Source organism: Streptomyces sp. Ag82_O1-12 (assembly GCF_900182715.1).
Taxonomy (GTDB): domain Bacteria; phylum Actinomycetota; class Actinomycetes; order Streptomycetales; family Streptomycetaceae; genus Streptomyces; species Streptomyces massasporeus.
Genome location: NZ_FXUW01000001.1, coordinates 3850948 through 3867785 on the forward strand (window position 1 = coordinate 3850948; position 16838 = coordinate 3867785).

16 protein-coding genes and 1 pseudogene are annotated in these 16838 nt (G+C 70.6%); 8 read left to right on the forward strand and 9 right to left on the reverse strand.

The genetic code is table 11. The features are described 5' to 3' along the window. Nucleotides 1–155: 155 nt before the first annotated feature. Nucleotides 156–1274 (forward strand): phosphoserine transaminase, encoded by a 1119-nt coding sequence (gene serC, locus QOL88_RS17515; protein WP_097217315.1) that lies wholly within the window; start codon nucleotides 156–158, stop codon nucleotides 1272–1274. Nucleotides 1275–1337: 63 nt separating this feature from the next. Here serC and QOL88_RS17520 read toward each other — a convergent pair whose 3' ends face one another. The 3 genes from QOL88_RS17520 to QOL88_RS17530 form a co-directional block, all read right to left on the reverse strand. Beyond that, on the reverse strand, nucleotides 1338–1988 hold the full coding sequence (locus QOL88_RS17520; protein ID WP_097223051.1) for a formylglycine-generating enzyme family protein: 651 nt from the start codon (nucleotides 1986–1988) through the stop codon (nucleotides 1338–1340). 107 nt (nucleotides 1989–2095) lie between these two features. Next, nucleotides 2096–3703 carry an alpha/beta hydrolase gene (locus tag QOL88_RS17525; protein WP_097217316.1) on the reverse strand — a complete coding sequence of 536 codons (1608 nt, stop codon included), beginning with the start codon at nucleotides 3701–3703 and terminating at the stop codon, nucleotides 2096–2098. A 307-nt stretch (nucleotides 3704–4010) separates the two neighbouring features. Continuing rightward, nucleotides 4011–5525, reverse strand: a complete 1515-nt coding sequence (locus QOL88_RS17530) for a cellulase family glycosylhydrolase (protein ID WP_097217317.1) — start codon at nucleotides 5523–5525, stop codon at nucleotides 4011–4013. Nucleotides 5526–5734: 209 nt separating this feature from the next. Here QOL88_RS17530 and QOL88_RS17535 point away from each other — a divergent pair. Beyond that, nucleotides 5735–5932: pseudogene (locus QOL88_RS17535) on the forward strand (TetR/AcrR family transcriptional regulator C-terminal domain-containing protein); the annotation flags it as partial. A gap of 24 nt (nucleotides 5933–5956) precedes the next feature. Here the strand turns inward: QOL88_RS17535 and QOL88_RS17540 are convergent. Then, on the reverse strand, nucleotides 5957–6931 hold the full coding sequence (locus tag QOL88_RS17540; protein ID WP_097217318.1) for a hypothetical protein: 975 nt from the start codon (nucleotides 6929–6931) through the stop codon (nucleotides 5957–5959). 122 nt (nucleotides 6932–7053) lie between these two features. Here QOL88_RS17540 and QOL88_RS17545 point away from each other — a divergent pair, with 122 nt between their 5' ends. After that, nucleotides 7054–7728 carry a GDSL-type esterase/lipase family protein gene (locus QOL88_RS17545; protein WP_097217319.1) on the forward strand — a complete coding sequence of 225 codons (675 nt, stop codon included), beginning with the start codon at nucleotides 7054–7056 and terminating at the stop codon, nucleotides 7726–7728. A gap of 102 nt (nucleotides 7729–7830) precedes the next feature. Here the strand turns inward: QOL88_RS17545 and QOL88_RS17550 are convergent, their stop codons facing one another. Next, on the reverse strand, nucleotides 7831–9453 hold the full coding sequence (locus tag QOL88_RS17550) for an amidase (RefSeq protein WP_097223052.1): 1623 nt from the start codon (nucleotides 9451–9453) through the stop codon (nucleotides 7831–7833). 176 nt (nucleotides 9454–9629) lie between these two features. Here QOL88_RS17550 and QOL88_RS17555 point away from each other — a divergent pair, with 176 nt between their 5' ends. Beyond that, nucleotides 9630–10622, forward strand: coding sequence for an aldo/keto reductase (locus QOL88_RS17555; protein ID WP_097217320.1), 993 nt, complete (start codon nucleotides 9630–9632; stop codon nucleotides 10620–10622). A gap of 185 nt (nucleotides 10623–10807) precedes the next feature. On the opposite strand, the gene thpR is transcribed toward QOL88_RS17555, so the two are convergent. Continuing rightward, nucleotides 10808–11380 carry an RNA 2',3'-cyclic phosphodiesterase gene (gene thpR, locus QOL88_RS17560; RefSeq protein WP_097217321.1) on the reverse strand — a complete coding sequence of 191 codons (573 nt, stop codon included), beginning with the start codon at nucleotides 11378–11380 and terminating at the stop codon, nucleotides 10808–10810. Nucleotides 11381–11406: 26 nt separating this feature from the next. On the opposite strand from thpR, the gene QOL88_RS17565 reads away from it, so the two are divergent. After that, the gene (locus tag QOL88_RS17565; RefSeq protein WP_097217322.1) at nucleotides 11407–11928 is read left to right on the forward strand and encodes a GNAT family N-acetyltransferase; all 522 of its coding nucleotides are present in this window, start codon (nucleotides 11407–11409) and stop codon (nucleotides 11926–11928) included. Between the two features lie 96 nt (nucleotides 11929–12024). Beyond that, complete coding sequence (locus QOL88_RS17570) at nucleotides 12025–12612, forward strand: Uma2 family endonuclease (RefSeq protein WP_097217323.1); 588 nt, start codon at nucleotides 12025–12027, stop codon at nucleotides 12610–12612. Between the two features lie 7 nt (nucleotides 12613–12619). Here the strand turns inward: QOL88_RS17570 and QOL88_RS17575 are convergent, their stop codons facing one another. Further along, nucleotides 12620–13996 (reverse strand): MFS transporter, encoded by a 1377-nt coding sequence (locus QOL88_RS17575; RefSeq protein WP_097217324.1) that lies wholly within the window; start codon nucleotides 13994–13996, stop codon nucleotides 12620–12622. A 27-nt stretch (nucleotides 13997–14023) separates the two neighbouring features. Continuing rightward, complete coding sequence (locus QOL88_RS17580) at nucleotides 14024–14461, reverse strand: MarR family winged helix-turn-helix transcriptional regulator (protein WP_030849396.1); 438 nt, start codon at nucleotides 14459–14461, stop codon at nucleotides 14024–14026. A gap of 155 nt (nucleotides 14462–14616) precedes the next feature. Between QOL88_RS17580 and QOL88_RS17585 the strand changes: the two genes are divergently transcribed. Continuing rightward, on the forward strand, nucleotides 14617–14850 hold the full coding sequence (locus tag QOL88_RS17585) for a CopG family antitoxin (protein ID WP_179878888.1): 234 nt from the start codon (nucleotides 14617–14619) through the stop codon (nucleotides 14848–14850). Here the strand turns inward: QOL88_RS17585 and QOL88_RS17590 are convergent. After that, a complete protein-coding gene (locus QOL88_RS17590; protein ID WP_097217326.1) occupies nucleotides 14820–16271 on the reverse strand; it encodes an NCS2 family permease in 1452 nt (483 codons plus the stop codon). The two genes, QOL88_RS17585 and QOL88_RS17590, sit on opposite strands and share 31 nt — an antisense overlap. Before the next feature lie 117 nt (nucleotides 16272–16388). Between QOL88_RS17590 and QOL88_RS17595 the strand changes: the two genes are divergently transcribed. Further along, nucleotides 16389–16664 carry a DUF2530 domain-containing protein gene (locus QOL88_RS17595; RefSeq protein ID WP_097217327.1) on the forward strand — a complete coding sequence of 92 codons (276 nt, stop codon included), beginning with the start codon at nucleotides 16389–16391 and terminating at the stop codon, nucleotides 16662–16664. Nucleotides 16665–16838: the final 174 nt, after the last annotated feature.

Sequence of the window (16838 nt, forward strand, 5' to 3'; positions counted from 1 at the left end):
GGCTCAGCCCCGCCGCCGTGCGCCCCCTCCGGCTGCCGGACCCGCACCGCGACGACCGCCTCGGCCGTCCGGCCCGGCACTGCCCCGTCCACATCCCGTCTCACCCGACGGACGACGTTTCGCCCACGTTTCTGGAAACGGCTACGCTCCCCTGCGTGGCTGAGATCCAGATTCCTGCTGACATCAAGCCCGCCGACGGTCGATTCGGCGCGGGCCCCTCCAAGGTGCGGGTGGAGGCGCTGGACGCCCTCGCCGCGACCGGCACCTCTCTCATGGGCACCTCCCACCGCCAGGCTCCCGTCAAAAACCTGGTCGGCCAGGTGCGCGAGGGCATCCGTGAGCTGTTCCAGCTCCCCGACGGCTACGAGGTGATCCTCGGCAACGGCGGCTCGACCGCGTTCTGGGACGTCGCGACGCACGGCCTGATCGAGAACAAGTCGCAGCACCTGAACTTCGGCGAGTTCTCCTCGAAGTTCGCCAAGGCCGCCAAGCTGGCGCCCTGGCTGGCCGAGCCGGACGTCATCGCCTCGGACCCGGGCACCCACCCCGAGGCGGTCGCTCAGGCGGGCGTGGACGTCTACGCGTTCACCCACAACGAGACCTCGACCGGTGTCGCCATGCCGATCAAGCGCGTGGCCGGTGCCGACGAGGGTGCCCTGGTGCTCGTGGACGCCACCTCCGGCGCCGGCGGCCTGCCCGTCGACGTCAGCGAGACCGACGTCTACTACTTCGCCCCGCAGAAGTCCTTCGCCTCCGACGGCGGCCTGTGGATCGGCGTCTTCTCCCCGGCCGCGATCGAGCGCGCCGAGCGGATCCACGCGTCGGGCCGCCACGTCCCGGAGTTCTTCTCCCTGCCGACGGCGATCGACAACTCCCGCAAGAACCAGACGTACAACACCCCGGCACTGGCCACCCTCTTCCTGCTGAACCAGCAGCTGGAGTGGATCAACGGCCAGGGCGGCCTGGACTGGTCGGTCCGGCGCACCGCCACCTCCGCCCGCACGCTCTACGGCTGGGCCGAGGACATCAAGTACGCCAACCCGTTCGTCACCGACCCGGCCAAGCGCTCGCAGGTCATCGGCACGATCGACTTCACGGACGAGGTCGACGCCGCCGCCGTCGCCAAGGTGCTGCGCGCCAACGGCATCGTCGACACCGAGCCCTACCGCAAGCTCGGCCGCAACCAGCTGCGCGTCGCGATGTTCCCGGCGATCGACCCGGCGGACGTCGAGGCGCTCACGAAGTGCGTCGACTACGTGATCGAGAAGCTCTGACCTTCTCGCACCACGACTGAGTGTCGAGGGCGTCCCGCTCGTGCGGGGCGCCCTCGTCCGCGCTCAGGCCGGCGTCGAGCGTGCCACCCGGAACCCCACGTCGTCGATCCGGAACGTCGGATGGCTCCGGCGGCGCACCGAGGCGCGGCAACTCCAGTGCTCGTCGGACCAGCCGCCGCCCCGCAGCACCCGGTACGTGCCGTAGACCTCGGCGTCGTAGAGGTCCCAGCACCAGTCCCAGACGTTGCCCAGCATGTCGTACAGGCCCCAGGCGTTGGGCTGCTTGCCGCCCACGGGGTGGACGCTGTCGTCCGCGTTGCCGCGGTACCAGGCGATCTCGTCGAGCGGGCCGTAGCGGGGGCCGGTGCCGCCGGCGCGGCAGGCGTGCTCCCACTCGGCCTCGGTGGGCAGCCGGTAGCCGTCGGCGGAGGTGTCCCAGTCGGCGCTCCCGGTGCCGGGCCGCTCCTCGTACGCGGGGGTCAGGCCCTCGCGCCGGGACAGGGCGTTGCAGAACCGGATCGCGTCCCACCAGGACACGCCCTCGACGGGCAGCCGGCCGCCCCGGGCCGTGCTCGGGCGCTCGCCGGTGACCTGGGCGTACCACTCCTGCGTGACCGGGAACGCCGACATCCGGAACGACGCGACCTCCACCGCCCAACTGCGCTGCGTCCGCCGGTCGGACAGCGTGACGCGCCCCGCCGGGACGGCCACCATGTCGTTGTCCACCACACCTTCCCCCATGACCGGACACTTTAAGGGGCGCCCGGCGAATATCACCGGACGCCCCCTGTCGTCCCGTCAGGCCCGGGTCACCGAGACGCTCAGCGCCCGAACCCCAGGATCCCGCGCAGGCTGTCACCGACCGCCGCGACGGCCGGCTGCGGCGCGCTCGCCGCCTTCTGCGCCGCCGGCTGCGGCTTGGGGTCGGGGTTCTTCTTGCACACCGCGTCCGCCACACCGTTGCCGTGCGGGACCTTGCCGTTGGTGAGGTACGTCGCGAGGTGCTTGTCGAGGCAGGCGTTGCCGCTGAGCGTGATGCCGTGGTTGCCGCCGCCCTGCTCCACCACCAGGCTGGAGCCCTTCAGCAGCCGGTGCATGGTGACGCCGCCCTGGTAGGGCGTGGCCGCGTCGTCCGTCGCCTGGAACAGCAGCACCGGCGGGAGCTTGCTGTTGGCGACGTTCACCGGCTTCAGCGTCTTCGTCGGCCAGAACGCGCACGGCGCGTTGTACCAGGCGTTGTTCCACGCCATGAACGGAGCCTTCTCGTACACCGCCCAGTTGTCCTTGCGCCACTGCTTCCAGTCGCGCGGCCAGGACGCGTCACGGCACTGCACCGCGGTGTAGACGCTGTAGCCGTTGTCGCCGGAGGCGTCGATCGCCGCGATGTCGTCGTACGCCTTGACCAGCGCCGCGGTGTCGTGGTTGTTGACGTACGCCGCGAACGTCCGGGCGAGCGTGGGCCAGTAGGCGTTGTTGTAGCCGCCCGGTATGAAGATGTCCTCCAGCTCGGAGGCGCCCACCTTGCCGCCGGCCGGCTTCTTGGCCAGGGCCGCCCGCATGGCGTACCACTTGGCCTCGATCTTCTTCGGGTTCGTGCCGAGCTTGTACGTGGAGTCGTACTTGGCGATCCACGCCATGAGGGCCTTGTGGCGCTTGTCGAAGGCGTAGTCCTGCTGGATGTTGTCGTCGTACCAGACACCGGCCGGGTCGACGATCGAGTCCAGCACCAGGCGCCGCACCCGCTCGGGGAACAGCTTGGCGTAGACGGCGCCGAGGTAGGTGCCGTACGAGTAGCCGAAGTAGTTGATCTTCGATGCGCCGAGGGCCTTGCGGATCGAGTCCATGTCCTTCACGGCACTGACCGTGTCGATGTACGGCAGGACGTCCGCGTACTTGGTGCCGCAGGCCTTGGCGAAGGCCTTCGCGCGCGCCAGGTTGGCCTTCTCCAGCGCCGGGGTGCTCGGCACGGAGTCGGGGCGCACGGGGTCGAAGTGGCCCGGCTTGCAGTCCAGGGCGGGCTGGCTCTGGCCCACTCCGCGCGGGTCGAAGCCGATGACGTCGTACTGGGCGGCGACCGCCTTGGGCAGGGAGGACGCGACGAACTCGGCCAGCGACAGGCCGCTGCCGCCGGGGCCGCCGGGGTTGACCAGCAGCGGGCCCTGGGACTTCGACGCGGTGTGCGGCACGCGGGACAGCGCCAGCGTGATCTGCTTCCCTCGCGGCTTCGCGTAGTCGAGCGGCACCTTGACCGTTCCGCACTGGAGCGTCGGGGTGTCGTCCGTCCCGCACTTCTTCCAGGTGACCTTCGCCGCGGCGGTCGTCCGGGCGGTGTTCGCGGAGTGTGACGCGCTGGCGTTGGCGGGGGCGGCGGTGAGCGTCCCGGCCAGGACGACCGTGGCGCCGCACAGTACGGCTGCGCTTCTTCTCATGGAGTTCTCTCGCAACGGTGAGGGGGGTCAGGGCCCGCGAGTGACGCGGGCCGTGCCGCATCGTTTCGGAAGAGAGCACCGCGCATGTACGAATTCGAGCAAGACTTGACCAAATCGAGTCACAGCCAGCTCTCAGGAAATGCTCGGAAACGGGGTGTTCCGGCAATTCCGGACACACGGCCCGGCCGCGCGGGCCGGACAGTCGGTCAGGCCGGCCGGACAGTCGGTCAGGCTTGGCCGGACAGCCGCTCAGGCAGGCCGGACAGCGGGCGCCCGGCGAGCACCGGGCGCCCACCTCATGCCGCGCTCACGCAGCCGTGCAACTGACGCTCGGCACAGCCCCGCCCCCGGGCGCGCCGCCCAGGCCGAAGCTCGCCGAACCGCCCACCGGCACGCTCCCGTTGTGGGCCGCGTTCACCGCCGTGACGGTCGCCCCGCTCTGGGTGTGCGAGGCGTTCCACATGTTCGTGACCTTCTGGGATCCGCTCCAGGTCCAGGTCACCTTCCAGGACTTCAGTGGCACGCTCCCCGCGTTGGTCACCTTCACCTCGGCGTTGAAGCCGCCGCCCCAGTCGCTGCCGACGGTGTAGGCGGCGGTGCAGGTCGCGTTCCCGCCTCCCGGGTCACCGGGGCCGCCCGGGCCGGGGCCGCCGGCGTCGAAGCCCGGGGCCTTGACGGACGCCAGGTACCCGTCCTTCGCCGTATCGACCGTCTGCCAGTCGTCCTTCAGGATGCCACCCGTGTCACCGGAGTTGGGGTTCCAGGACCAGAACGTCCAGTGGAAGCTGTCGGCACCGTACGCCGACGTCGAGCGCAGGTATCTCACCAGCTCGGCCAGCCACTTCTGGTCCACCGACGGCTGGAGCGTCGTACCGAACTCGCCGAGCCACACCGGGGCGATGTTCTGCTTGAAGATGTAGCCCCAGTACTTGTCCCAGATCCCCGGCATGTTGGCGGGGAAGGACGGGTCCGAGAACCAGGACTGCTGCGCCACCGAGGTCGCGTAGTCGTGCGCCGAGTACACCAGCCGGTCGGGGACGTCCAGCTGGACCGGGTACTGGGCCACGCCCATGAGGTTGCCGCCCCACCAGCCGCTCACGCCGTTGTGCGACTGCACGCCCTCGACCATGATCAGCAGCTCGGGGTTGGCGGACAGCACGGCGTTGCCCGCGCGCTGGGCGGCCAGGCGCCAGTCGCGGGAGGCGTCGCCGCAGCCCCAGCAGGCCGGGTCGTGGGGCTCGTTGTGCAGGTCGATGCCGACCACGGTGGAGTTGCCCTTGTAACGCGTCGCCAGGGCCTTGAGGTTGGTGATCCACGTCGACTCGGGCACCGACGCCGTGTACCAGAGGGCCGACTGGCCCGCCGCGTCCGGGCGGTGCCGGTCCAGGACGATCTTGAGGCCGGACTGACCGGCGTAAGCGACGATTTTGTCCAGGACCTGGAGGGACGTCAGCCCGCGCAGGTCCGTGTTCTTGCCGTCGGTGTTGATGCTGTCCGGCATGGTGCCGGGCTTGAGGATGTCGTCGCTGTAGGGCATGCGGAGGGTGTTGTAGCCCAGCGACTTCATCTGGTCGATCATGCTCTTGTAGTCGCGGGCCCACAGGCCGTGGACGACGTGGTTGGCGGTCTCGAAGCCGAACCAGTTGATGCCGGCGATACGGACGGGCTGTCCGGCCGCGTCCAGGATCTGCCGGCCGCTGGTGTGCCAGTAGCCGCCGCCGGCGGACTCGGCGGCGACATCGGCCCGTGCCGACTGCACGCTCGCCAGTGGTAGCAGGAGCGCCGCGGCGACACACAGCGCTCTGCGCAGAGTGCGGAACATGGGCTGCTTCCTCTCGGGTTCCTCGTGGGTTCCTCGTGGGTCCTCTCGGGGAGGGGGAAGCACGGCACCCGGAATCGAATGGGAGCGCTCCCATCATGCCGCGCACCTCCCAGAGAACTGACGCCGCATGAGCACGTCAAGACTCTGGAAGGTGTCGCCGCCGTCGCGACCCCTATCGGCTCAGCTTCTGGAACCGCCGTACGGCCACGGAGCGCCGGACGGCCCTGACGGACGCCGAGTTCTGGCAGGCGCAGGTGCCGGCCCTGGAGAGGGCCATGGCCTCGGGCCGCTACCCGGTGATGGCGTCCCTCGCCGAGGACACCTTCGGCTCGGAGTTCGACCACTTCGAGTTCGGATTGCAGCGCATCCTGGACGGGTTGGAGGTGCTGGTGGCCCGCAGGGCCTAGAAGCACCCACCCCGCCGCGGGGCGCTAGCCCCGGCGCCTCATCCCCCGCGCCCCCAGGACGACCAGCAGCAGAACCCCCGCGGCGATCGCGCCCGTCTTGAGATTCCCCGTCAGACCGTTTCCCCCGCTCCCGGTCGCCGCCGAACTCCCGCTGCCGGAGGAGGAGTCGGAGTCCGAGCTCCCGGGGGCGTCCTGGGGCTCGACCGGGCTGTCGGCGCCCTCGGCGCCGTACATCAGCTTCTTGCCGTCCGCGGTGTACGTGACGGACTCGCCCTGCCCGAGGAACGGCACCCCGAGGCGTTCCTTCTTCTTGATCCTGCCGCCGTTCCAGTCGTACGCGATCGCGCCGAAGTAGCTGCGTACGACGAGGTGTTCGCCGTCCGGGGAGAGCGTGGCGTCGGTGGCCTCCAGGTCGGGGACCGCGGCGACCGGGCGGAAGACGTTGGAACCGGACGGGGAGAGCTCCGCCGGGCCCTCGAAGAGGTGGCCGCCCTTCTCGTCCTTGTCGACGATGTAGACGCGGCCGGTCTTCGGGTGCACGACCAGGGACTCGGCGTCCCGCGCGCCGTCGGAGTACTTCACGACGTACTGCGTGGCCTTGATCGTCTGGTCGCGCAGGTTCTTCGGCTCGGGCAGCCGGTAGATCCAGACGTACGGCCAGGTGCCGCCGAGGTTGTCGCCGATGTCGCCGACGTAGATCTGGTTGTCCGGCCCGATGGAGACGGCCTCGACGTCGCGCGGGCTGCCGACGCCGGACATGGTGATCGTGGCGACCGTCTCGCCCGTCGAGCTGTCGACGGCGTAGAGGTACGCCCCGTCGTCGCTGTCGTTGTGCGTCCAGTAGATGCCGGGGTGCTGCCGCGAGGCCGCCAGGCCGCTGGACTCGGTGATGCGCGGGTCCTTGATCGTGAACTTCTCGTCGCCGTCGGCGGCGGAGGCGGGCACGGCGAGGGCACCCGTGAGGAGGGCCGCGGCGAGAAGGGCGAACGGTCTGCGCATGCCCCAAGCCTGCCATCCGGCTCGGCGGTTCACCGGCGTAACGGATCACAGGGCCGACGGCAGGACGGGGGCGTGTCCCGGCTCACACCCCGTCGGCCGTCGAGATCGTTCATCATGAGCGGATGCTCAGGTTCATGCCCGTCGGTGACTCCATGACGATCGGGAGCACGGGCGAACACACATGGCGCTACCGGCTGTGGCAGCACCTGTGCCGTTCCTACGCCGGTCCCTGCACGCTCGTCGGCCCGCGCGAGACGCTCTACGACAAGCTCGCCGCCGCCCCGGTGTCGTACGCCTACGCCGAACCGGACTTCCCCCGGGCCCACCTGGCCGGCTGGGGCGAGGGCTGGCAGCACATGGCGCCGCTGATCGGCGACGCGGTGCGGTCCTGCCGCGCGGACGTGCTGCTGGTCTCCCTGGGCCTGATCGACCTGGGCTTCTACACGAACGCCGAGCAGACCGCCGAGAACGTCCGGGCTTTCACGGCCGAGGCCCGGGCGGCGAACCGCCGGGTGCGGATGGTGTGGCTGCCGGTCACCCCGAACGTGCGCGCCCAGTCGGACGCTGCCTTCGCCGGCGAGGTCACCCGCTTCAACGAACTCCTCGCCAAGACGGCGGCCGACCTCGACGAACCCGGCTCCCCCGTCCTCCTGGCCTCACCCCCGCCCTCGTACGACGTCGCCATCGACACCTACGACGGCACCCACCCCAACGCGAGCGGCGAGCACAAGATCGCGGCGGCCTTCGCGGCGGCGATGCACCAGGGCTGGGACCTGGCCGGGCCTTACGAGACGTAGCTCTCCTCGGTCACCGGGACAGGCGCGCCGCACGGGCCCGGAACGTCGAGCCTCGCCGTCCGGGCCGGCGCCGAGTCACACCGCGACCGACACCGCCGCCCCTCAGAACCCCACGTCGGCCGCACGAAAGCCCGGCGCCCTGCGCACTCCGCTCGCCTGCTCGTACGCATACGCGAGACGCAGCAGGGTCGGCTCGCTCCATGCCGTCCCCATGAAGGTCAGACCGACCGGCAGGCCGAAGGCGAAACCCGCGGGGACGCTGATCGCCGGGTAGCCCGCGAGAGCCGCCGGGGTGGAGGAGCCGCCGCCGTGGGCGTCGCCGCGGATCAGGTCGATCTTGGCCGGGGGGCCCGTCGTCGGCATCACCAGGGCGTCCAGGCGGTGCTCGCGCAGCACGGCGTCGATGCCCTCGGCGCGGGACAGCCGGTGGTTGGTGGCCAGGGCCTCGCGGTACTCGCGTTCGGTGAAGTCCAGCTTCTCCACGATCTCCAGGCCGTCCTGCCGTACGTAGCGCAGCTCCCGGTCGGCGTGTTCGCGGTTGAAGCCGATCAACTCGGCCAGGCTGCGCGGGTGATGACCCGGCGCGGCCGCCAGGTACCCGTTCAGCGCCCTCTTGATCTCGTACGCCTGCACCACCATCGAGCCGGGCAGGTCCTCCAGTTGCCCGGCCGTGGGGATGTCCGCCGGGTCGACGACGGTCGCTCCCGCCTTGCTCAGCACGGTGATCGCGCGCTCGGCGATCTCGTCGGCGTGCTGGTCGTAGCCGAAGTACACGGTGCGCGGCACGCCGATACGGGCGCCGCGCAGACCGTCGGGGTCCAGAAAGCGGGTGTAGTCGCGGTGCTGATGGCCGCGGCCCGCCCGGGTCGCCGGGTCCCGTTCGTCGGGGCCCACGAGCACGCCCAGCATGATCGCCGCGTCGCGGACCGTCCGCGCCATCGGGCCCACGCTGTCCTGGCTCGGCACGCCGGGGATCACCCCGCCCCGCCCGACCAGCCCCACCGTGGGTTTCACCCCGACCAGGCAGTTCGCCGAGGACGGGTCGACGATCGAGCCGTTGGTCTCGGTGCCGATGCCCGCGACACACAGATTGGCCGCGACGGCGGCGCCCGTACCGGAGCTGGACTCGTTCGGGGAACGGTCGAGCTTGTACGGGTTGCGGGTCTGGCCGCCCCGGGCGCTCCAGCCGGCGTGGTGGGTGAGGGACATGCCGCCCGCCCACTCGCTGAGGTTGGTCTTGCCGAGGATGACGGCACCGGCGTCGCGCAGCCGGGCCGCGACCGTGGCGTCCGCCGCCGGCCGCAGGCCCTCCAGGGCGAGCGAACCGGCCGTGGTGTGCATCCGGTCCGCGGTCTCCACCAGGTCCTTCAGCAGTACGGGCATGCCGTGCAGCGGCCCGCGGGCCCGCCGTCCGGCGTCGAGGCGCCGGGCCTCGCGCAGGGCGTCGGGGTTGATCTCGATCACCGAGTGGAGGAGCGGATCGAGGCGCCTGACGCGGTCGAGGTAGTAGCGGGTGAGGCGCTCGGCGTCGAGCCGCCCGTCGGACATCCGGCGACGTAACTCCGCGATGCCCAGTTCGTCCAGCTCGCCGGGGGCGGTGCCGGCCCCGGCGGACGACGCGGCGGAGGCCGAGGCCGGATCCGTGCCCAGCCAGGGCGTGGTCGCCGCGGCCGTGCCCAGTGCGAGCACGCTGCGGCGCGTGGTGGATGACGCGGGAATCCTCATGACCAGCACGGTAGGGGCCTGAGCCACGCGATTTCGCTGAGGCGGCCCACCGATCCGGGCATGCGGCGAGCCCCCGGCCGGGCCGGGGGCGGGCCCGAACTCACACACGTGGAGGAAGAGGGCTCACCCGGGTCCGTGCTTGCCTGGAGCGCACTTCAAGACGTTGGCTGGGAACCATGAAGTACACGCAGCTCGGACGCACGGGACTCAAGGTCAGCCGGCTCGTCCTCGGCACCATGAACTTCGGCCCGCAGACCGACGAGGCCGACAGCCACGCCATCATGGACGCGGCGCTGGACGCGGGCATCAACTTCTTCGACACGGCCAACGTCTACGGCTGGGGCGAGAACAAGGGCCGTACCGAAAGCATCATCGGCAACTGGTTCGCCAAGGGCGAGGGACGGCGCGACAAGGTCGTCCTCGCCACGAAGGTGTACGGCAACATGGGCGCCGACGGCCCGGCCTGGCCCAACCACGACAAGCTCTCCGCCCTCAACATCCGGCGAGCCGTGGACGCCAGCCTCAAGCGGCTCCAGACCGACCACATCGACGTCTACCAGTTCCACCACGTCGACCGGGACACCCCCTTCGACGAGATCTGGCAGGCGATCGACGTCCTGGTCCAGCAGGGCAAGATCCTCTACGTCGGATCGTCGAACTTCCCCGGCTACAAGATCGCCCAGGCCAACGAGATCGCCGCCCGGCGCGGCGGGACCATCGGCCTGGTCAGCGAGCAGTGCCTGTACAACCTCGCCGAGCGGCGCGCGGAGATGGAGGTCGTCCCGGCCGCGCGGGAGTACGGGCTGGGCGTCATCCCGTGGTCGCCGCTGCACGGCGGTCTGCTGGGCGGTGTCCTCAAGAAGGAGGTCGAGGGCGGCCGACGCGCCTCCGGCCGCGCGGCCGACGCCCTCAACGACCCCGCCACCCGCGCGCAGATCCAGTCCTACGAGGACCTGCTCGACAAGCACGGCATCGAGCCCGGCGAGACCGCCCTGGCCTGGCTGCTCACCCGCCCCGGCGTGACCGGCCCGATCGTCGGCCCGCGCACCGCCGAGCAGCTCGCCTCCGCGGTCCGCGCCTCGGAGCTGGAGCTGTCCGAGGAGCTGCTGACCGGCCTGGACGAGATCTTCCCGGGCCCGGGCCCGAGCCCGGAGGCGTTCGCCTGGTAGGTACGCCCTTCAGGGGCGCGGGGAACTGCGCGACGAGCCCCCACCGGCCCGCGGCCGGAGAACGGCCGTCCGCGGTTCCCCGCCGCCTACCTCCCCAGCACGGAAGCCAGGGCCACGACGAGGAACATCAGCACAAGCACACCGGCCATGATCCGGTTGCGGGTTTTCGGGTCCACGCACCGAGCCTAACCGGCGCCCCCGAGTGCCCAGCGCCCGACCGCCTCGTACCGGGGCTGCTCCCCCGGTACCCCCGAGGTCGGCAGACTGCTCCGCACCAGCGCCAGCTCGTCCACGGTCCAGGTCCGGCCCCTGAAGCCCGCGAGGGTGTCCAGGAAGGCCCGCACGTCCCCCGCCGCCCGGCTCCGCGCCACAGTCAGATGGGCCTTGTACCGCCGGTGCTCCCCCATCGGCACCCCCGCCTTGCGCGCCGCCGCCTCGGCCCGCTCGGCCAGCAGCCGGAGGGTCGCCAGATCTCCCTCGGCCCCGGCCCACAGCGCCTTCCCGTGCCCGAACTGCCCGCCGCCCCGTACGGCCAGCGGGAACGGCTCGGTGCGGCGCGCGGCCCGCTCCAGCCGCTCCGAGAGCGCGGGGACGAGCCCGTCGTCGACCTCGCCGTAGAAGGCGAGCGTGAAGTGCCAGCCGGGCCGGCCGGTCCAGCGCATGCCGTCGGCGCCGGGCTGCCTGCGCAACTCGTCGACCACGGCACCGAGTTCACGGCACACTTCGTCCGGGGGCAGCAGGGCCGCGAAGAGTCTCATGGGGGCCAGCCTGGCACCATGGGGCGATGCGGATCACCATCCGGGACGGCGGGCCCGACGACATTCCCGCGATACTCGGCATGCTCGACAGCTGCGTGGAGTGGCTGGTCTCCCAAGGGCGCACGGGGCAGTGGGGGACGAAGCCGCTGTCGCAGAGCCCGAAGACGGTGGAGTCGGTCGGCCGGTACATGGCGGAAGGCAGCGTGTTCATGGCCGACGTCGACGGCGTCCCGGCCGGCACCCTCACCCTCACCGGCTCGTCGGGCGCCTACCTGGCCCACCTCCCGCAGCCCGGCGAGCCCGAGCGCTACATCCACTGGCTGGCCTCCGACCGCCGCTTCAAGGGCCACGGCGTGGGCAGCGCCCTGCTCGCGCACGCCGCCGAGGAGACCCGCCGCGCCGGGATCTCCCTCCTGCGCGTCGACTGCTACGCCGGGGACGACGGCAAGCTCGTCCGCTACTACGAGGCCAACGGCTTCACCCGCACCGAGGCCTTCACGGTCGGCGAGAACGACTGGCCGGGGCAGTTGCTGGCCCGGCGGGTGTAGGCGGCCTCCGGGTCCGGGCGTGTCCAGGTCACCGTGCGTATCGTTGTACCGCGCGGCCGGCTCCATCCGCGGGTGCGGCCGGGGAGGAGCGCCACGATGACCGTCCTTGACGACAGGATCGAGATGGCCGACAGCAGCGGTGAACTCACCCTCGACACGATGTTCGAGTGGGTGGAGACGATGCCGGTCCCCGAGGGCTACAAGGTCGAGATCGTCGGGGGGAACATCTTCATGGCGCCTCAGCGGGACACCCACTGGGACATCATCGCGGACATCTACGACCAGCTGCGCGGCACGTACCCGCGCAAGCGCGTGAAGTCCGACGTCCGTGTCGACTACCCGGGCCACCTCAACGGCTTCGCCTCCGACATCACCGTGATGGCGGAGGGATCGGTGAAGAACGACAAGGGCCTGTGGCGCTACCAGGACGTCGAGTTCGTCGCCGAGGTCATCTCCAGGAAGACCTCCGCCAATGACTACGGCCCCAAGAAGGACGCGTACGCCGCCGCCGGCGTGCCGGTGTACCTGATCGTCGATCCGTACACCGGCCGGTGGCATCTGCACACCAAGCCCAAGGACGGCGAGTACCGGGGCGAGCTGAGCCTGGACTTCGGGGACGAGATCGACCTGACCGGAACCGTGGTCGGGCTCGTCCTGAAGACCGGCGAGTTCCCCCGGGACTGACGCCGCCCTACGCCGCCGGAGCCAGCGCCTCCTGCTGCTCCCGGGGCACGAACCGCACCCGGGGATGCCCGCCGTGCCAGCCCACCGACAGGCGCAGGTTGCCGACCCGGGCCAGGATCAGGCCGATGACGGCCGCGGCGAGTGCCGCCACCGCGCCGCCGGCCGCGAGGCCGACCCGGGCGCCGTAGGTGTCGGTGACCCAGCCGACGATCGGGGCGCCGACCGGGGAGCCGCCGAGGAAGATCATCATGTAGAGGGCCATGACCCGGCCGCGCATGGCGGGGTCCGTGGACATCTGGATGCTGGTGTTCGTGGTGACGTTGACCGTCATGCCGAACAGCCCCAGCGGGACCATGAGCAGGGCGAACATCCACAGCGTGGGGGTCGTCGCCGCCACGATCTCCAGCGCGCCGAAGGCCATGGCCGCCACGATCAGCAGCCGCAGCCGGGCCGTGCCCCGCCGCGCCGCGAGCAGCGCGCCCGCGACCGAGCCGACCGCCATCAGCGTGTTGAACATGCTGTACGCGCCCGCCCCCGCGTGGAACACGTCGTCCGCGAACGCCGAGAGGTACACGGGGAAGTTGAAGGCGAACGTGCCGACGAAACCGACCAGGACGATCGGCCAGATCAGCTCCGGGCGGCCGGTGACGTACCGCACGCCCTCGCGCAGCTGCCCCTTGCCGCGCGGGGCGCGCTCCACGACGTGCAGCTCACGGGCGCGCATCAGCAGCAGTCCGGTGAGCGGCGCGATGAAGGACAGGCCGTTGAAGAGGAACGCGTAGCCGGTGCCGACGCCGGTGATGAGCAGGCCCGCGACGGCGGGGCCGACCAGGCGGGCGGACTGGAAGTTCGCCGAGTTCAGGCTGACGGCGTTCTGCAGCTGCCCCGGGCCGACCAGCTCGGAGACGAAGGACTGCCGGGCCGGGTTGTCCACGACGGTGGCGAGACCGACCGCGAACGCGGCGACGTACACGTGCCACACCTGGACGTGCCCGGTGAGGGTGAGGACGGCCAGGGCGATCGCCGTGAGCGCCATCGAGGACTGCGTCACGAGCAGCGCGGGCCGCTTGCGCAGCCGGTCGACGAGGACACCGCCGTAGAGGCCGAAGAGCAGCATCGGCAGGAACTGCAGGGCGGTGGTGATGCCGACGGCGGCGGAGGAGCCGGTGAGGCTGAGCACCAGCCAGTCCTGAGCGATGCGCTGCATCCAGGTGCCGATGTTGGAGACGACCTGCCCCATGAAGAACAGGCGGTAGTTCCGCACCGTGAGGGAGGAGAACATCGAGGACTTGCGGGCGGGCCGGGCGGCGGGTGCGTCGGAGGTGGGCGGGGAATCGTGGGGATCAGGTGCGGGGGCGGAAGCTGCTCCGGGTCCCGAACTCAAATGTGTCGCCTCCTTGCAACGGCCTTCTTACAGATGCGCGAGCTTCTCCAGCACGGGGGCGGCGGCGCGCAGTTTCGCCCACTCGTCCTCGTCGAGGTTCTCCACCAGCGTCGCCAGGAACGCGTTCCGCTTGGCGCGGCTCTCCTCGAGCATGGCCTCGGCCTGCTCGGTGCGTGTGACGACCTTCTGGCGCCGGTCCTCGGGGTGCGGCTCCAGCCGGACCAGTCCCTTGGCCTCCAGCAGCGCCACGATGCGGGTCATCGACGGCGGCTGGACGTGCTCCTTACGGGCGAGCTCGCCCGGCGTGGCCCTGCCGCACAGCGACAGGGTGCCCAGCACCGACATCTCGGTGGGGCTGAGCGATTCGTCGACCCGCTGGTGCTTGAGCCGACGGGACAGCCGCATCACTGCGGATCGGAGGGAGTTCACGGCGGCTACGTCGTCGCCATGGCTGAGGTCCGGCATGTTCTTTAGCGTAACTCATTACTCTCGCTAAAGACCAGCGGGGACGCGCAGGAACGGCCGTGACGCCCGCCACTGAACCATGACATCACTCATATGGGTGACGTCACGGCGGAACCCCGCCCACCGCACCGAAGGCTGCCGCGACCCTCGTGCTCATGGGGACCAGTGTGCTCAGCCTGCGAATAGACCACGACCTGCTCGAACGGCTCAGGCACCAGGCCGCGAAAAGGGGAATGAGCGTCCAGGACTATGTCGTCCGGACGCTCATTCGAGATGACTTCGACCAGCGGTTCCAGGCCGCCGTCGAGGAGACGGAGAGGTTCTACGGGTCACCCGACTCCGGCGACGAGGATCCGGATCAGGTCAGACCCAGCGCCGGCATCAGGTAGTAGAACGCGAACACCGCCGACACCACGTACATCGCCACCGGCACCTCCCGGCCCCGCCCGGCCGCCAGCCGCAGCACCACGAAGGTGATGAAGCCCATGCCGATGCCGTTGGTGATCGAGTAGGTGAACGGCATCATCAGCATCGTCACGAAGGCCGGGACGGCGATCGTGTAGTCCGCCCAGTCGATCTCCCTGACCGATCCGGCCATGATCAGGAAACCGACCGCGAGCAGCGCGGGGGTGGCCGCCTGGGACGGGACCATCGTGGCGACCGGCGTCAGGAAGAGGGCGACGGCGAAGAGGCCGCCGGTGACGACGTTCGCCAGGCCGGTCCGGGCACCCTCGCCGACACCCGCCGTGGACTCGACGAAGGCGGTCGTCGCGGAGGAGGAGCTGGCGCCGCCGGCGGCGACCGCGAGGCCGTCCACGAACAGCACCCGGTTGATGCCGGGCATCTGCCCCTCGCCGTCGGTCAGCTTCGCCTCGTCGGAGACGCCCATGATCGTGCCCATCGCGTCGAAGAAGCACGACAGCAGCACGGTGAAGACGAAGAGCACGCCGGTCAGCATGCCGACCTTGCCGAAGCCGCCGAACAGGCTGACCTGCCCGATCAGCCCGAAGTCGGGGCTCGCGACCGGGTTGCCGGGCCACTTGGGCGTGGTCAGGCCCCAGCTCGGCACCTTGGCCACCGCGTTGATGATCACCGCGAGGACCGTCATGGCGACGATCGAGATCAGGATCGCGCCGGAGACCTTGCGCACGATCAGCGCCAGGGTCAGCAGGACACCCAGGACGAAGACGAGGACCGGCCAGCCGTTGAGGTGACCGTCGCCGCCCAGCTGGAGCGGGACGGTGGTCTGGGCGGCGTCCGGGATCCGGGAGACGAAGCCCGCGTCCACGAGCCCGATCAGCATGATGAACAGGCCGATACCGATGGAGATGGCCTTGCGCAGCCCGTAGGGCACGGCGTTCATGACGCGCTCGCGCAGTCCGGTGGCGACCAGCAGCATGACCACGAACCCGGCGAGGACCACCATGCCCATCGCGTCCGGCCAGGACATGCGCGGGGCGAGCTGGAGGGCGACGACGGAGTTCACGCCGAGGCCGGCGGCCAGCGCGATCGGGACGTTGCCGATGACGCCCATGAGGAGGGTGGTCAGCGCGGCGGTGAGGGCCGTCGCGGTGACCAGCTGCCCGTTGTCGAGCTGGTGACCGTACATGTCCTTGGCGCTGCCGAGGATGATCGGGTTCAGCACGATGATGTAGGCCATCGCGAAGAAGGTGGCGAGACCGCCGCGGATCTCACGGGGCAGGGTGCTGCCCCGCTCGGAGATCCGGAAGAAGCGGTCGAGTGCGCCGAACGCGGGCCCGGCTCCCGGCTGCTGAGGGGCGGGGGCCTTGGCAGGAGCCGAGGAGGACATGTGTTTGGTGTTTCCTACGAAGAGAAGTGGTCAGACACAAACCGTTTCAGTATGAACATATAAGGCCCCGGTCGGCCATCTCCGCGCGTAGACCTGATCGCCTCGTAAGCTGTCCCCATGGCGAAGTGGACCCCCCGACACGAGGCGCCGGAGCCCCTGGAGGGCCCCGTGATCGCCACCATCACCGGCGGCACCATCCTGTGGTTCGTCCTCTTCCTGGTCCAGCTGCCCTTCTACGGCTGGTTCGACGACCACGGCCACACCTGGTGGGTGTGGACGTGCCTGGCCGGCGGCGGGCTGGGACTGATCGGCATCTGGTACGTCCGCAAGCGCGACGCCGCGATCAAGCGCGCGGCGGCACAGGACCCGAAGGCGACTCCCACGGCCCAGTAGGCCGCCCCGGGCCGAGACGCTCCCGCACCCGCGTACGGCGAGAAGGGGCCGTGTCGGGGGGTGTCCGCCCGCAGCGGTTGGCGCGTCAACGGACAGTCAGTCGGCATGAAGGCCCATCGCGCCGTTCCGAGGACGGACACCCCCCGGCGCGGCCCCGACCCCCACCCACCGCGA

What these genes read in the sequence shown, in the direction of transcription:
- QOL88_RS17565 (WP_097217322.1), top strand. Translation starts at nt 11,407, where the DNA reads ATGCGGATCACCATCCGGGACGGCGGGCCCGACGACATTCCCGCGATA.
- QOL88_RS17520 (WP_097223051.1), bottom strand. Translation starts at nt 1,988, where the DNA reads ATGGTGGCCGTCCCGGCGGGGCGCGTCACGCTGTCCGACCGGCGGACG.
- thpR (WP_097217321.1), bottom strand. Translation starts at nt 11,380, where the DNA reads ATGAGACTCTTCGCGGCCCTGCTGCCCCCGGACGAAGTGTGCCGTGAA.
- QOL88_RS17555 (WP_097217320.1), top strand. Translation starts at nt 9,630, where the DNA reads ATGAAGTACACGCAGCTCGGACGCACGGGACTCAAGGTCAGCCGGCTC.
- QOL88_RS17580 (WP_030849396.1), bottom strand. Translation starts at nt 14,461, where the DNA reads ATGCCGGACCTCAGCCATGGCGACGACGTAGCCGCCGTGAACTCCCTC.
- QOL88_RS17590 (WP_097217326.1), bottom strand. Translation starts at nt 16,271, where the DNA reads ATGTCCTCCTCGGCTCCTGCCAAGGCCCCCGCCCCTCAGCAGCCGGGA.
- QOL88_RS17530 (WP_097217317.1), bottom strand. Translation starts at nt 5,525, where the DNA reads ATGTTCCGCACTCTGCGCAGAGCGCTGTGTGTCGCCGCGGCGCTCCTG.
- QOL88_RS17545 (WP_097217319.1), top strand. Translation starts at nt 7,054, where the DNA reads ATGCTCAGGTTCATGCCCGTCGGTGACTCCATGACGATCGGGAGCACG.
- QOL88_RS17585 (WP_179878888.1), top strand. Translation starts at nt 14,617, where the DNA reads ATGGGGACCAGTGTGCTCAGCCTGCGAATAGACCACGACCTGCTCGAA.
- QOL88_RS17570 (WP_097217323.1), top strand. Translation starts at nt 12,025, where the DNA reads ATGACCGTCCTTGACGACAGGATCGAGATGGCCGACAGCAGCGGTGAA.
- QOL88_RS17540 (WP_097217318.1), bottom strand. Translation starts at nt 6,931, where the DNA reads ATGCGCAGACCGTTCGCCCTTCTCGCCGCGGCCCTCCTCACGGGTGCC.
- QOL88_RS17595 (WP_097217327.1), top strand. Translation starts at nt 16,389, where the DNA reads ATGGCGAAGTGGACCCCCCGACACGAGGCGCCGGAGCCCCTGGAGGGC.
- QOL88_RS17525 (WP_097217316.1), bottom strand. Translation starts at nt 3,703, where the DNA reads ATGAGAAGAAGCGCAGCCGTACTGTGCGGCGCCACGGTCGTCCTGGCC.
- QOL88_RS17550 (WP_097223052.1), bottom strand. Translation starts at nt 9,453, where the DNA reads ATGAGGATTCCCGCGTCATCCACCACGCGCCGCAGCGTGCTCGCACTG.